Origin of the sequence: Pseudomonas sp. IPO3747, assembly GCF_013385245.1 — a bacterium.
Taxonomy (GTDB): domain Bacteria; phylum Pseudomonadota; class Gammaproteobacteria; order Pseudomonadales; family Pseudomonadaceae; genus Aquipseudomonas; species Aquipseudomonas edaphica.
This window is the reverse complement of record NZ_JACAQL010000026.1, coordinates 50,675-64,357: the sequence shown is the minus strand read 5'-3', so window position 1 is coordinate 64,357 and position 13,683 is coordinate 50,675. Positions and strand designations below refer to the sequence as shown.

12 protein-coding genes and 1 pseudogene are annotated in these 13,683 nt (G+C 60.3%); 6 read left to right on the top strand and 7 right to left on the bottom strand.

Annotated features, from left to right (window positions below):
- The first annotated feature begins 61 nt into the window (after window positions 1–61).
- Entirely contained in the window at window positions 62–706 is a 645-nt protein-coding gene (gene pyrE, locus HX790_RS27110; RefSeq protein WP_017135848.1) for an orotate phosphoribosyltransferase, read from the top strand.
- 168 nt (window positions 707–874) lie between these two features.
- On the opposite strand, the gene argB is transcribed toward pyrE, so the two are convergent.
- From argB to coaBC, 4 genes and pseudogenes are all read right to left on the bottom strand, one after another.
- Window positions 875–1,780, bottom strand: coding sequence for an acetylglutamate kinase (argB, locus tag HX790_RS27105; protein ID WP_015886532.1), 906 nt, complete (start codon window positions 1,778–1,780; stop codon window positions 875–877).
- 19 nt (window positions 1,781–1,799) lie between these two features.
- Window positions 1,800–3,221, bottom strand: a pseudogene (locus tag HX790_RS27100) (phosphomannomutase/phosphoglucomutase); the annotation flags it as partial.
- 241 nt (window positions 3,222–3,462) lie between these two features.
- Window positions 3,463–3,918: a dUTP diphosphatase gene (dut, locus tag HX790_RS27095; RefSeq protein WP_017135850.1), complete on the bottom strand. Its 456-nt coding sequence runs from the start codon at window positions 3,916–3,918 to the stop codon at window positions 3,463–3,465.
- A gap of 5 nt (window positions 3,919–3,923) precedes the next feature.
- Complete coding sequence (coaBC, locus tag HX790_RS27090) at window positions 3,924–5,132, bottom strand: bifunctional phosphopantothenoylcysteine decarboxylase/phosphopantothenate--cysteine ligase CoaBC (protein WP_015886530.1); 1,209 nt, start codon at window positions 5,130–5,132, stop codon at window positions 3,924–3,926.
- Window positions 5,133–5,275: 143 nt separating this feature from the next.
- Between coaBC and radC the strand changes: the two genes are divergently transcribed.
- Window positions 5,276–5,950: a DNA repair protein RadC gene (gene radC / locus HX790_RS27085; protein ID WP_176992500.1), complete on the top strand. Its 675-nt coding sequence runs from the start codon at window positions 5,276–5,278 to the stop codon at window positions 5,948–5,950.
- A 64-nt stretch (window positions 5,951–6,014) separates the two neighbouring features.
- Here the strand turns inward: radC and HX790_RS27080 are convergent, their stop codons facing one another.
- Window positions 6,015–7,607 carry an ABC transporter substrate-binding protein gene (locus HX790_RS27080; RefSeq protein WP_017135852.1) on the bottom strand — a complete coding sequence of 531 codons (1,593 nt, stop codon included), beginning with the start codon at window positions 7,605–7,607 and terminating at the stop codon, window positions 6,015–6,017.
- 458 nt (window positions 7,608–8,065) lie between these two features.
- Between HX790_RS27080 and rpmB the strand changes: the two genes are divergently transcribed.
- A complete protein-coding gene (gene rpmB / locus HX790_RS27075; RefSeq protein ID WP_003176907.1) occupies window positions 8,066–8,299 on the top strand; it encodes a 50S ribosomal protein L28 in 234 nt (77 codons plus the stop codon).
- An 11-nt stretch (window positions 8,300–8,310) separates the two neighbouring features.
- Window positions 8,311–8,466: a 50S ribosomal protein L33 gene (rpmG, locus tag HX790_RS27070; protein WP_003176906.1), complete on the top strand. Its 156-nt coding sequence runs from the start codon at window positions 8,311–8,313 to the stop codon at window positions 8,464–8,466.
- A 71-nt stretch (window positions 8,467–8,537) separates the two neighbouring features.
- Here the strand turns inward: rpmG and HX790_RS27065 are convergent, their stop codons facing one another.
- Entirely contained in the window at window positions 8,538–8,900 is a 363-nt protein-coding gene (locus tag HX790_RS27065) for a cupin domain-containing protein (RefSeq protein ID WP_017135853.1), read from the bottom strand.
- A gap of 230 nt (window positions 8,901–9,130) precedes the next feature.
- Between HX790_RS27065 and HX790_RS27060 the strand changes: the two genes are divergently transcribed.
- Together HX790_RS27060 and HX790_RS27055 are read left to right on the top strand one after the other, a co-directional pair.
- Window positions 9,131–10,624, top strand: coding sequence for an aldehyde dehydrogenase (locus HX790_RS27060; RefSeq protein WP_017135854.1), 1,494 nt, complete (start codon window positions 9,131–9,133; stop codon window positions 10,622–10,624).
- Between the two features lie 180 nt (window positions 10,625–10,804).
- Window positions 10,805–11,947, top strand: coding sequence for an MFS transporter (locus HX790_RS27055; RefSeq protein WP_017135855.1), 1,143 nt, complete (start codon window positions 10,805–10,807; stop codon window positions 11,945–11,947).
- 127 nt (window positions 11,948–12,074) lie between these two features.
- On the opposite strand, the gene HX790_RS27050 is transcribed toward HX790_RS27055, so the two are convergent.
- Entirely contained in the window at window positions 12,075–13,643 is a 1,569-nt protein-coding gene (locus HX790_RS27050) for a phospholipase D family protein (protein ID WP_032865471.1), read from the bottom strand.
- Window positions 13,644–13,683: the final 40 nt, after the last annotated feature.

The following is a 13,683-nucleotide window of genomic DNA, read 5'->3' as shown; positions in this document are numbered from 1 at the left end:
GCGTGTATGATACACGCCGTCTACCTAATTAGCTAAATCCGTGGTATCTGAGGCTTTTTTCATGCAGGCGTATCAACGCGATTTCATTCGTTTTGCCATCGATCGCGGCGTTTTACGCTTCGGTGAGTTCACTTTGAAGTCCGGGCGCACCAGCCCTTACTTCTTCAATGCAGGCCTGTTCAACTCGGGTTCGGCCCTGGCTCAGCTGGGTCGTTTCTATGCGGCAGCCATCGTCGATAGCGGTATTTCCTTCGACGTGTTGTTCGGGCCAGCTTACAAGGGCATCCCTCTGGCGGCCGCTACGGCCGTGGCCCTGGCTGAACATCATGAGCTGGATTTGCCATGGTGCTTCAACCGCAAAGAGGCCAAGGCTCATGGCGAAGGCGGCAGCCTGGTCGGTGCGCCACTCAAGGGCGACGTGCTGATCATCGACGATGTGATCACCGCCGGCACCGCCATCCGTGAAGTGATGCAGATCATCGCGTCCCAGGAAGGTGCCAAGGCCGCCGGCGTGCTGATCGCGCTGAACCGCCAGGAGCGCGGCAACGGTGAGTTGTCGGCAATCCAGGAAGTGGAGCGTGATTTCGGTATTCCGGTGGTGAGCATTGTTTCGTTGAACCAGGTGCTGCAATACCTGGAAGATGACGCGCAGCTCAAGCAGCATTTGCCTGCAGTGCGTGCGTACCGTGAGCAGTTCGGCGTCTGACACCGAACCCCTGTGGGAGCGGGCTTGCCCGCGATAGCGGTATGTCAGGCGGTGCAGTTCTTGAATGTGCCGCCGTCATCGCAGGCAAGCCAGCTCCCACATTGGAACTGTGAAAACAAAAAAGGCCCCGCTCAATTGGATTGAGCGGGGCCTTTTGGTTTTTGGCGTTTAAGGCCGCTTGCGGTTACTGATCAGCGTACCCACACCCGTATCGGTGAAGATTTCCAGCAGGATCGCATTCGGCACGCGGCCATCCAGAATCAGCGAACTGCCCACGCCGCCTTGCACGGCTTCCAGCGCGCAACGGATCTTCGGCAGCATGCCGCCGTAGATGGTGCCATCGGCAATCAGCTCGTCCACTTGTTGAGTGGTCAAACCGGTCAATACCTTGCCTTCCTTGTCCATCAGCCCGGCGATGTTGGTCAGCAGCATCAGCTTCTCGGCTTTCAGTGCTTCAGCCACTTTACCGGCAACCAGGTCGGCGTTGATGTTGTAGGACTCACCGTTGGCGCCCACGCCGATGGGCGCGATCACCGGAATGAAATCGCCCTTGACCAGCAGGTTCAACAAGTCGGTGTTGATGCCGATCACTTCGCCGACCTGGCCGATGTCGATGATTTCCGGCTGGGTCATTTCCGGCGTCTGGCGGGTCACCGTCAGTTTTTTCGCGCGGATCAGTTCCGCGTCCTTGCCGGTCAGGCCGATGGCACTGCCGCCATGGCGGTTGATCAGGTTAACGATGTCCTTGTTGACCTGGCCGCCAAGGACCATCTCCACCACGTCCATGGTTTGCGCGTCCGTGACGCGCATGCCATCGATGAAGTGACTCTCGATCGACAAGCGCTTGAGCAGGTCACCGATTTGCGGGCCGCCACCATGGACGACCACCGGGTTGATCCCCACGGCTTTCATCAACACGATGTCGCGGGCAAAACCGGTTTTCAGCTCGTCGCTTTCCATGGCATTGCCGCCGTACTTGATCACCAGCGTCTTGCCGACGTAGCGTCGAATGTAAGGCAACGCTTCGGACAGGACCTTGGCAGTGTTGGCAGCGGCTTCGCGTTCGAGGGTCATTCAGGGCTCCGGTAAAAAATCAGAACGGTAATTGGAGATCAGGGGCAACACGTTTCAACTGGGCGTGGAACACGTCCTTGATGCGCTGCAACTCAGCCTCGGTATCCGCCTCGAAACGCAGGACCAGCACCGGTGTGGTGTTGGACGCGCGAACCAGGCCCCAGCCTTTGGCGTAATCGACTCGCACACCATCAATGGTGGTCAGGTTGGCGCCTTCACCCCATTGCGCATCGTGCAGTGCGTCAATGATGCTGAATTTGCTCTCCTCGGTCACATGTATATTGATCTCTGGCGTAGAAATATCATTCGGGAAGGTCTGAAACAGCTCCTGTGCCGTGGATTTTTCCTTGCTGAGGATCTCCAGCAGACGGGCGGCGCTGTAAATGCCGTCGTCGAAACCGAACCAGCGCTCTTTGAAGAACACGTGGCCGCTCATTTCACCGGCCAACAGCGCGCCGGTTTCCTTCATTTTCTTTTTGATCAACGAGTGACCGGTCTTCCACATTAGCGGGCGCCCGCCATATTCCTTGATCAGCGGCGTGAGGCGGCGGGTGCACTTCACGTCGAAGATGATTTCGGCGTTGGCATTGCGCGCCACCACGTCACGGGCAAACAGCATCAGCAGGCGGTCGGCGAACACGTTTTCGCCGGTGTTGGTCACCACGCCAACACGGTCGCCGTCACCGTCGAACGCCAGGCCCACGTCGGCGCCGGTTTCCTTGACCTTGGCGATCAAATCCACCAGGTTTTCCGGCTTGCCTGGGTCCGGGTGATGGTTGGGGAAGTTGCCGTCGACGTCGCAGAACAGCGGGATCACTTCACAGTTGAGGGCTTCGAGCAGTTGCGGAGCGATCACGCCAGCCGCGCCGTTGCCGCAGTCCACCACCACTTTCAGGCGGCGGGCCAATTTGACGTCGCCGGTGATCTGGTCAGAGTAGCGCTGCAGAATGTCGACTTTGGTGACACTGCCTTTGCCGCTGGTCAGGTCGTTGGTCTTGAGGCGGTCGTGCAGGGCCTGGATCTGTTCGTTGGCCAGGGTGTCACCGGCAATCACGATCTTGAAGCCGTTGTAGTCCGAGGGATTATGGCTGCCGGTGAGCATCACCCCGGACTTACCGGCCAGTACGTTGGCCGCGTAGTACAGCGCTGGTGTCGGCACCAGGCCGACGTCGCTGACGTGGCAACCGCTGTCGGCGAGGCCCTGGATCAGTTGTTCCACCAGCTCCGGGCCGGACAAGCGGCCATCACGGCCTACCGAGACATTAGGTTCGCCCTGGGCCAGGCTCTGGGCACCGATGGCGCGGCCGATCCAGTAGGCGGTTTCGGCGGTCAGGGTCTTGGGCACCACGCCACGAATGTCGTAGGCGCGGAAGATGCTGTCGGGGAATGTCGGGGCTACTCGGGCTGCGGTACTCATCGCGGGGGTGAACTCCATCTGAAGGGGGGCAAAGCTGGCCTTAAAGTGGCTGACCGGCAGGCTCAAACTGAAGGGTATGACGGTGTTTTCGGCAGAGAGTTCGTGGTGCAAAAATGCCATCGGCGTGCCGAGGCACTTTGGGAAAACGCGTAATGCATTGATTTCATTGTGGAAATCTCGCTGAATAAATCCGCACATTCTTCATCCTGAATAGCCATGCGGTGGCGTCTTGCCGGACAACTGCATCCGGCAAGGTTCAGCTTAGTCAGTGGCTGCCGGAATGCCCAAAACCACCAGCGCCGCGCTGAGTTTCGTCGAACTCCTGCACCAGTTCGAAGTGTGCCTGTACCACCGGTACCAGCACCAACTGGGCGATGCGCTCGCCGACAGCGATGTTGAACGCGGTGTTGCCACGGTTCCAGCACGACACCATCAATTCGCCCTGATAGTCCGAATCGATCAGGCCTACGAGGTTGCCCAGCACGATGCCATGTTTGTGGCCCAGGCCGGAGCGCGGCAGGATCAATGCCGCCAGGCCTGCGTCGCCGACGTAGATCGACAGGCCGGTAGGAATCAGGATTGTCTGGCCTGGCTCAAGGACGGTGTCTTCCTTGAGCATGGCGCGCAGGTCCAGGCCGGCGGAGCCCGGAGTGGCATAGGCCGGCAGAGGAAATTCGTTGCCGATGCGGGGGTCGAGGATCTTGGCTTGCAAAGCGTGCATGTAAATTAAACCTGGTTCAGCCGTTGGGCGATAAATGAGATCAGTTGGCGGGCAATCTTGCCCTTGCTGGTCTGGGCGAAAAGGGTGGCGTGCAGCTCGCGGTCGATCACGCTGCAGGCGTTTTCCTCGCTGTTGAAGCCGATGCTCGGGTTGGCGACATCATTGGCAACGATCAGGTCGAGGTTTTTGTCTTTCAATTTGCGTGCGGCGTAGTCCAGCAAGTGCTCGGTTTCGGCGGCGAAACCGACACTGAACGGGCGGTCCGGGCGCGTGGCGATGGTGGCCAGGATGTCCGGGTTGCGCACCATTTGCAGGAGCAGGCCGTCGCCGCTTGTAGGGTCTTTCTTAAGCTTTTGCGGGGCGACAACTTCCGGGCGGTAGTCTGCAACCGCTGCCGAGGCGATAAACAGGTCGCAGGGAATGGCCGCTTCACAGGCCGCCAGCATGTCCCGGGCGCTGACTACGTCGATTCGCGTGACGCGATCAGGGGTTGGCAAGTGCACCGGGCCGGTGATCAGGGTGACGCGTGCGCCTGCCTCGACCGCGGCTTCCGCCAAGGCAAAGCCCATTTTTCCTGAGCTATGGTTGGTGATGTAACGCACCGGGTCGATGTTTTCCTGGGTCGGGCCGGCGGTAATCAGCACATGTTTGCCCGTGAGAGCCAGGTGCTGAAAGCACTCGGCGGCACACAGCGCGAGGTCAGTAGCCTCAAGCATGCGGCCCATGCCCACGTCGCCACAGGCTTGGCTGCCGGAAGCCGGGCCAAACACTTTAAGGCCGCGGCTTTGCAGGAGCTGGGTGTTGGCCTGGGTGGCCGGGTCGCGCCACATGGCCTGGTTCATGGCCGGTGCGATGGCGACGGTGGCGTCGGTGGCCAGTACCAGAGTGGTCAGCAGGTCATCGGCGATGCCTTGGGCCAGGCGGGCGATCAGGTCGGCGGTGGCCGGGGCGATCAACACCAGGTCGGCCCATTTTGCCAGCTCGATGTGGCCCATGGCAGCTTCGGCCGCCGGGTCCAAAAGGTCCAGGTGAACCGGGTGCCCAGACAAGGCCTGCATGGTCAGCGGGGTGATGAACTCACTGCCACCACGGGTCATGACCACGCGCACTTCGGCGCCCTGGTCCAGGAGCCTGCGAACCAGTTCTGCGCTCTTGTAGGCGGCAATGCCGCCGCCGACGCCGAGAACGATGCGTTTCCGATACAGACGCTGCATTGGTTTGCCTTTCCAGTTCAGTGATGCCAGTTCAGTGACGCCTGCGATGCCCCCTCCCCAGGGGAAATCACATGCAAAAAAGAGGGCTTAAGATAACACAGCGACCGCCAGGCAACAGCGGCGCACGTGCAGAGGGAGGCGGGATGAGTATTCGCGATTGGCCTGTGGCGGAACGCCCACGGGAGAAGCTTTTGGAATGGGGCGCGGCGAGTCTGTCGGATGCCGAGTTGTTGGCGATTTTCTTGCGTACCGGGGTTTCCGGCAGAAGCGCAGTCGACCTGGCGCGCCATCTATTGGCGCAATTCGGTGGCCTGCGCCCGTTGTTGGAGGCCAGCCAGACGCTGTTCAGCCAGCACTTGGGGCTGGGGCCGGCGAAATTTGCCCAGTTGCAGGCGGTGCTGGAAATGTCTCGGCGGCATATGGCCGAACGCTTGCGTGCCGACTCGGTGCTGGAAAGCCCGCTGGCCGTACGTGAGTACCTCAAGGCCTTGCTGCGCCACGAGCCCCACGAAATATTCGGCTGCCTGTTTCTTGACTCAAAGCACCGGGTGCTGGGCTTTGAGGCGCTATTTGAGGGCACCATCGACGCGGCCATCGTTTATCCGCGACAAGTGGTCAAGCGCGCGCTCGCTTACAACGCGGCGGCTCTTATCCTGTGCCACAACCATCCGTCCGGGAGCGTCGAGCCAAGTGCGGCTGATCGAAAATTAACCAAAATATTGCAAAAGGCCTTGGTGTCGGTAGATGTGCGGGTGCTCGACCACATCATCGTGGGAGATGGCGACCCGCTGTCGATGGCGGAATACGGCTGGTTGTAGGATGGGAGCAGCTGCAAGGTTGAAGCTGCAAGCCACAAGCGGCTTGCAGCTTGCAGCTTGCAGCTTAGGGCTTGACGCTGACCTTGGAGAAATCCTGGCGCCCAAACGGGCTCACCTGGTAGCCGTCAACATTCTTGCGCGTCAGGGCGAATGCGGTGGGGTGTGCCAATGGCAGCCACAATGCCTGCTGCTGAATCTGAGCCTGGGCCTGTTGGTACAACTTGCTGCGCACGCCTTGTTCACTGGTGGTCTTGCCGGCGCTGATCAGCTTGTCCAGGGCCGGGTCGCAGTAGCGGGCGAAGTTGGTGCCGGATTTTACCGCTGCGCACGAGAACTGCGGGGTGAGGAAGTTATCCGGGTCGCCGTTGTCGCCGGCCCAGCCCATGAACAGCAGGTCATGTTCGCCGGCTTTGGCGCGGCGGATCAGTTCGCCCCATTCGATTACGCGAATCTCGGCCTGGATGCCGACTTTGGCCAGGTCCGCTTGCAGCAACTGGGCACCGAGGTTGGGGTTGGGGTTCAGCAGGCTGCCAGTGGGGCGAGTCCAGATTGTGGTCTTGAAGCCGTTCTTGAGTCCGGCGCGCTCCAGCAGCGTCTTGGCCTTGGCGATGTTCTGTGGATAACCTGGCAAGTCCTTGGCGTAACTCCAGGTATTGGGTGGGTAAATGCCATTGGCTGCTTCGGCGGTGCCTTCAAATACGGCCTTGAGGTAGCTGTCTTTGTCGAAGGCCAGGTTGATTGCCTGGCGCACTTCGGGCTTGTCCAGCGGCGGGTGCTGGCTGTTGATCGCGACGAATGCGGTCATGAAGGCCGGGGTTTTTTCTACTTTGAGTGCAGGATCTTTCTCGGCTTCACTCACATCCAGTGGCTTGGGCGACAGGGCGATCTGGCATTCATCGCGATGCAGCTTTTGCAGGCGCACGTTGGCATCCGGGGTGATGGCGAAGATCAAGTTATCCACAGCCGGTTTGCCGGCAAAGTAATCCGGGTTGGCTTTATAGCGGACCACGGCATCCTTCTGGAACCGTACAAACACGAACGGGCCGGTGCCGATTGGCTGGCTGTTGAGTTTTTCAGGCGTGCCGGCCTTGAGCAGTTTGTCGGCGTATTCGGCCGGGTAGATCGAGGCAAAACCCATGCTCAAGGCGGCGAGGAAGGTGGAGTCGGCGTGATCCAGGGTGAAGCGCACGGTTAATGGGTCGAGAGCATCGATCTTCTTGACCAATGCGGGTAGTTGCAGCGACTGCGCATGGGGGAAGCCGCTCTGGGCGATCTTGTGCCATGGGTTGGCCGGGTCGAGCATGCGTTCAAAGCTGAAGCGTACGTCTTCGGCAGTCAGGGTGCGGCTTGGATTGAAGTACTCGGTGCGGTGGAACTTCACGTTCGGGTGCAGTTTGAAGGTGTAGGTCAGACCATCGGGCGACACTTGCCAGCTGTCCGCCAGGCTCGGCACCAGCTTGCCGGCCGTGGCGTCGTAGTCCACCAGGCGGTTCATCAGCACGTCGGCCGAGGCGTTGGTGGTGGTCAGCGAGTTGTACTGCACCACATCGAACCCTTCGGGGCTGGCCTCGGTGCAAACGCTCAGATTGGTGGCGGCAGAGGCCAGCGGCGCGATAAATAGAGGGGCGAGCAATAGCGGTAGGGCAGCGAGGCGCATATTCGGTTTCCTTTGCAGATCGAAGGCCCATCTGCGAGTGCAGTCTGGAAAAAGCCTACCGTAGTGGTCTGATTGATAAATGACTAGCCCATTTTTGCCTGTGCTTTTGGCGCAAATGCTGTTTTGATGGCGCCTCAGCGCGTTTCGCCTTGTACTTTTGTGTGCGGGCGAGCGCGGTAAATCATTCTGTGCGACGAGTGGTCGGCTGTTACAGCGGCCCCTCCTGGCAACGGTTCGGGCGTCTATTGCCAAGATTTACGCCGGTAAAAACACACGGGCTGTTGTTGCATTGGGGTCTTTCTGGTATAAAGCAGCGCTCTTTTCTAGGGGCCCGGTTCCTTCACTGTAGGTGTAGCCGGTAAGACCCTTAAAGAAACGCGGCGCCTGGCGCCAAATGACTGAGAGATTAAGCGGCCAACCCATGCCGGGTTGGGCATGTGGTTTTAGAGGGCTGAGGCATGTCGAGAGTCTGTCAAGTTACCGGTAAGGGTCCGGTGACTGGGAATAACATTTCCCACGCAAATAACAAAACCCGTCGTCGTTTCCTGCCGAACCTGCAGCATCACCGCTTCTGGGTTGAAGAAGAGAAACGTTTTGTTCGCCTGCGTGTATCTGCCAAAGGCATGCGTATCATCGACAAGCGTGGCATCACTGTCGTGCTGGCCGAAATCCGCGCCGCTGGCAAGATTTAAGGAGCTTTATCATGCGTGAATTGATTCGAATGATCTCTAGCGCCGGTACTGGTCACTTCTACACTACCGACAAGAACAAGCGTACTACCCCGGACAAGCTCGAAAAGAAAATGTTCGACCCGCGCGTTCGCAAGCACGTGATCTACAAAGAAGGCAAAATCAAGTAATTGATTTTCTTCCTTGTGAAAAAAAGCCCGTCTCTCACGAGATGGGCTTTTTTTTGCCTGAAATGTGCTGATCAGGCTTTCTGCTCGAACACCACGTAGATCTTGCGGCACGGCTCCAGCACTTCCCAGGTGCCGCTGAACCCGGCAGGAATCACGAAACGGTCGCCGGCACGCAAGGTCTTGGCATTGCCATCGGCATCACGCAGTACCGAAACCCCCTGCACAATCTCGCAATACTCATGCTCGCTGTAATTGACCTTCCACTGCCCGACTTCACCTTCCCACACGCCGGCGTTCATCTGGCCGCACGGGCTGTTGTAGTGGTTATAAATGGTCTGCTCGGGATCGCCCTTGAGGATTTTTTCGGCGGCCGGGCGGTAGCGGTCCGGGGTGGTGTTGGCTTGGCTGAAGTCGACGATATCCTGGATGCTCATGTGCGTGTCCCGTCTGGCCTGCGGTTGGAGAGCCCAAAGTCTATGTTTATTAAAATGAACATCGCAAGGGCGTTTACCGCCGTTATGTCAAATATATTGAAACACCCCCAGCCGCTGGTTTAGGGTGGCAGCTGCCTTGAGCCGAACAGCAGGCTGGCCGGGCAAGAATTCTTTGAGGCTGCCGGGGGACATCACCTGGCCCTTGTATTCAATAAGAGGAGGACACTCGCATGACCACCCTGACCCGTGCCGATTGGGAACAACGCGCCAAGGATCTGAAGATCGAAGGCCGCGCCTACATCAATGGTGAGTACACCGCTGCTGTTTCCGGTGACACGTTCGAATGCATCAGCCCGGTCGATGGCCGTCTGCTGGCTACCGTTGCCAGCTGCGACGCCGCCGACGCCCAGCGCGCTGTCGAGAACGCCCGCGCTACGTTCAATTCCGGTGTCTGGTCGCGCCTGGCGCCGGCCAAACGCAAAGCCGTCATGATCCGTTTCGCCGCGCTGCTCAACGCCAATGCCGAAGAACTGGCGCTGCTCGAAACCCTGGACATGGGCAAGCCGATCACCGACTCCCTGGGAATTGATGTGCCTGGCGCCGCCAACGCCCTTAGCTGGAGCGGCGAGGCGATCGACAAGATCTACGACGAAGTCGCCGCCACCCCGCACAACCAGTTGGGTCTGGTGACCCGCGAGCCGGTCGGCGTAGTAGGCGCCATCGTGCCGTGGAACTTCCCGCTGATGATGGCCTGCTGGAAACTCGGCCCTGCGCTGTCCACCGGTAACTCGGTGATCCTCAAACCGTCCGAAAAATCCCCACTGACTGCCATCCGCATCGCGGCCCTGGCCGTTGAGGCCGGCATCCCTAAAGGCGTGTTGAACGTGCTGCCGGGCTACGGCCACACCGTCGGCAACGCGCTGGCGCTGCACATGGACGTCGACACCCTGGTGTTTACCGGTTCCACGAAAATCGCCAAGCAACTGTTGATCCGCTCCGGCGAGTCGAACATGAAGCGTGTATGGCTGGAAGCGGGCGGCAAGAGCCCGAATATCGTGTTTGCTGATGCGCCGGACCTGCAAGCCGCCGCCGAATCTGCCGCGGGCGCCATCGCCTTCAACCAGGGCGAGGTCTGCACCGCCGGCTCGCGCCTGCTGGTCGAGCGCTCCATCAAGGATAAATTCCTGCCGCTGGTGATCGAGGCTCTCAAGGGCTGGAAGCCAGGCAACCCGCTGGACCCGGCGACCAACGTCGGTGCCCTGGTGGACACCCAGCAGATGAATAACGTGCTGTCGTACATCGAAGCTGGCCATGCCGACGGTGCCAAGCTGGTGGCGGGCGGCAAGCGCACCCTGCAAGAAACTGGTGGCACCTATGTGGAGCCGACGATTTTCGACGGCGTGACCAACGCCATGAAGATCGCCCAGGAAGAAATCTTCGGCCCAGTGCTGTCGGTGATCACATTCGACAGCGCCGAAGAGGCGGTCGCTATTGCCAACGACACCATTTATGGCCTGGCCGCAGCCGTGTGGACCGCTGATATCTCCAAGGCACACCTGACTGCCAAGGCCTTGCGCGCCGGTAGCGTGTGGGTCAACCAATACGACGGCGGCGACATGACCGCACCCTTTGGTGGTTTCAAACAGTCGGGTAACGGTCGCGACAAGTCGCTGCACGCGTTCGACAAGTACACCGAGCTGAAATCGACCTGGATCAAGCTGTAAGCAACACCGCAGGTCAAATGTGGGAGCCGGTTTGTGTGGGAGCTGGCTTGCCTGCGATAGCATCAACTCGGTGTAACAGATAAACCGAGGTGTCTGCATCGCGGGCAAGCCCGGCTCCCACACAAGCCCGCTCCCACACTGTTTTGTGTGATCTTGATAATTATCCACAGGAGCGTGGAAATGCGTTGGGCGACTTATTTCGCCGTGCTGGCCTCTGTCCTCAGTGTCGGCCTGGCCCTGGGCGTCAGCATGCCGCTGGTGTCCCTGCGTCTCGAAGGCTGGGGTTATGGCAGCTTCGCCATTGGCGTGATGGCCGCCATGCCGGCTTTTGGCGTACTGCTCGGCGCGAAGGTCTCCAGCCGGCTGGCCTCGTGGCTGGGCACTGCCAACCTGATGCGGCTGTGCCTGTGGGCCGGTGCCATCTCCATCGGCTTGCTGGCAATACTACCCAGCTACCCGGTGTGGCTGGTGCTGCGGCTGATGATCGGGGTGATCCTGACCATTGTGTTTATCCTGGGTGAAAGCTGGATCAACCAGTTGGTGGTCGAGCAATGGCGTGGCCGCCTGGTGGCGCTGTACGGTTGCAGCTATGCCTTGAGCCAATTGTCGGGCCCGTTGCTGCTGGGCGTACTGGGCACTGACCATGACTATGGCTTCTGGGTGGGCGTTGGCTTGTTGGTGGTCGCGCCGCTGTTGCTGCTGGGGCGTTCCGGTGCCCCAACCGCCGAGTCCTTCAGCGTGACGTTCAGTGATCTGTGGCGTTTCTGCCTGACGCTGCCGGCAATTGCCTGGGCGGTCGCCTTGTTCGCCGCGTTCGAGGCGATGATTCTGACGCTGCTGCCGGTGTATTGCCTGCAGCAGGGTTTCACCGCCGAGATTGCCTTGGCCATGGTCAGCACCGTGGTGGTCGGTGATGCGCTGTTGCAATTGCCCATTGGCGCTTTGGCCGATTACTTGCCACGGCGCACCTTGTTCTTGAGCTGCGCGGTGTTGTTGCTGGCCTCAAGCCTGGCGATTCCTTTGCTATTGCATACGCAGTTGATCTGGCCGGTGTGGGTGATCTTTGGCGCGAGTGCCGGTGGGTTGTTCACCTTGTCGCTGATCCTGATCGGTGAGCGTTATCGCGACGATGCGCTGGTGCGTGCCAATGCTCACGTAGCGCAGCTGTGGGGCATCGGTTGCCTGATCGGGCCTCTGGTAGCGGGCGCGGGCAGCCAATGGATCAGCGGGCATGCGCTGCCGCTGTTGATGGCGGCCGGGGCGCTGGGGCTGGTGGTGTTGCTACTGCGCCAGGGCGCATTCGGCGCCGCACAGCCTGCCTAAGCATTTGAAATGCAATCAACTGTGGGAGCTGGCTTGCCTGCGATAGCGGTGTGTCAGCTTGCCCAAATGGCGCCTGATACTCCGCTATCGCGGGCAAGCCCGGCTCCCACAGTTGACCCTGTTGTTCTTACAGCATGCGCTCCAGGCCAACACTGGTGGCGAACCACGCATTAAACCTGCGCCACCAACTGCCCGGCTCCCGTGTCAGTGTGTGCAATTGGCCGTTATCCTCGGTCACCCACACCACCTGGCCATTCTGCAGTTTCGCCTCATAGCTCAACGCTGGCGCCATGCCTTGCAGCGCCAGGTTGCGCACGTGTTCCGCCAGTTCGGGGCTGTCTACCAGCACCCCGACTTCGGTGTTCCACAGCACCGAGCGCGGGTCGAAGTTGAACGAGCCGATAAACGACTTTTGCCGATCAAAGATCATCGCCTTGCTGTGCAGGCTGGAGTCCGAGCCGTGGAAGGCGCCTCGGCGAAACAGGTGTGGGCCACTGCCACCGCCCGCATCGCCCGGTTGGCGGCGCAGCTCATAGAGTTTCACGCCGTGTTCCAGCAACGCCTTGCGATAGGGCGCGTAGCCGCCGTGTACGGCAGGCACGTCGGTGGCTTCGAGGGAGTTGGTCAGCAGGCTGACTGACACGCCCGCATCGGCGCGCCCGGTCAGGTACACCAGCCCGGGTTGCCCCGGCACGAAATACGCCGAAATCATCATCAGCTCATGGCTGACGCCTTCCAGCTCCGGCGCCAGCTGAGTGGTTAGCAGTAAGCGTGGATCGGGGTCAGCCTTGGCCAGCACCTTGCTCGGCGCATCCCACAACGCCTGGTTCCAGGCCCAGATCAGCTCGCGGCGCCAGATGTCCATGCGCGGTTGTGTCTGGTAAGTGCGCAAGCGGTTATAGAGGGCGTGGTTCTGCTGGCGCGACTCAGCCAACGAGTCTTGCAGGCGTGCGCGTGCGGCGTTCAGGTCACCCTTGGACGGGGTGCTTGAGACGAAGTCGTCAATGGGCTTGCTCAGCGCGCTGTTCCAGTACTGATCAAAGCTGTGCCCGAGCTGCTCGGCCACCGGGCCGACGCTGAGCATGTCGATATCGGTGAAGTTGAGATTGGGCTCGGCATCAAAATACTCATCGCCCAGGTTGCGCCCGCCGACAATGGCCACGCTGTTATCCGCCAGCCACAGCTTGTTGTGCATGCGCCGGTGTTGCAGCGACAGGTTGAACAGCCGGCCCATCGCCCGTGTCACGCCGGTGCTGCGGCCCAGGTGCAGCGGGTTGAACAGGCGAATCTGGATCTGCGGGTGGGCGGCGAGGGTGGCGATAACCTGATCGAGGCCGTCGCTGGTGGTGTCGTCCAGCAAGATACGGATGCGCACACCACGGTCGGCGGCCTTGAGCAGTTCATCCACGAGCATGCGCGTGCTGATGCCGTCGTGCACGATGTAGTACTGCAGGTCGAGGCTGCTCTGAGCATTGCGGATCAGTTCGGCACGGGCCATGAAGGCTTCGCTGCTGTTGGGCAACAGGCGAAAGCCCGAACGACCTTGGTACGGCGCCGCCTGGGCCTGGATCGAGCGCCCGAACGAGGATTGCGCCGCAGGCAGGGCGTCGCTGGGGATGCGCGGTGCATCGACCGTGGCGCAGCCACTCAGCGTCAGGGCGCCCAGCAGCAAAAACGGTAAAAGCCGTCGAATCATCAAAGGCACTGCTTCCAGGTCAGGGCGGTTGTGGGATATG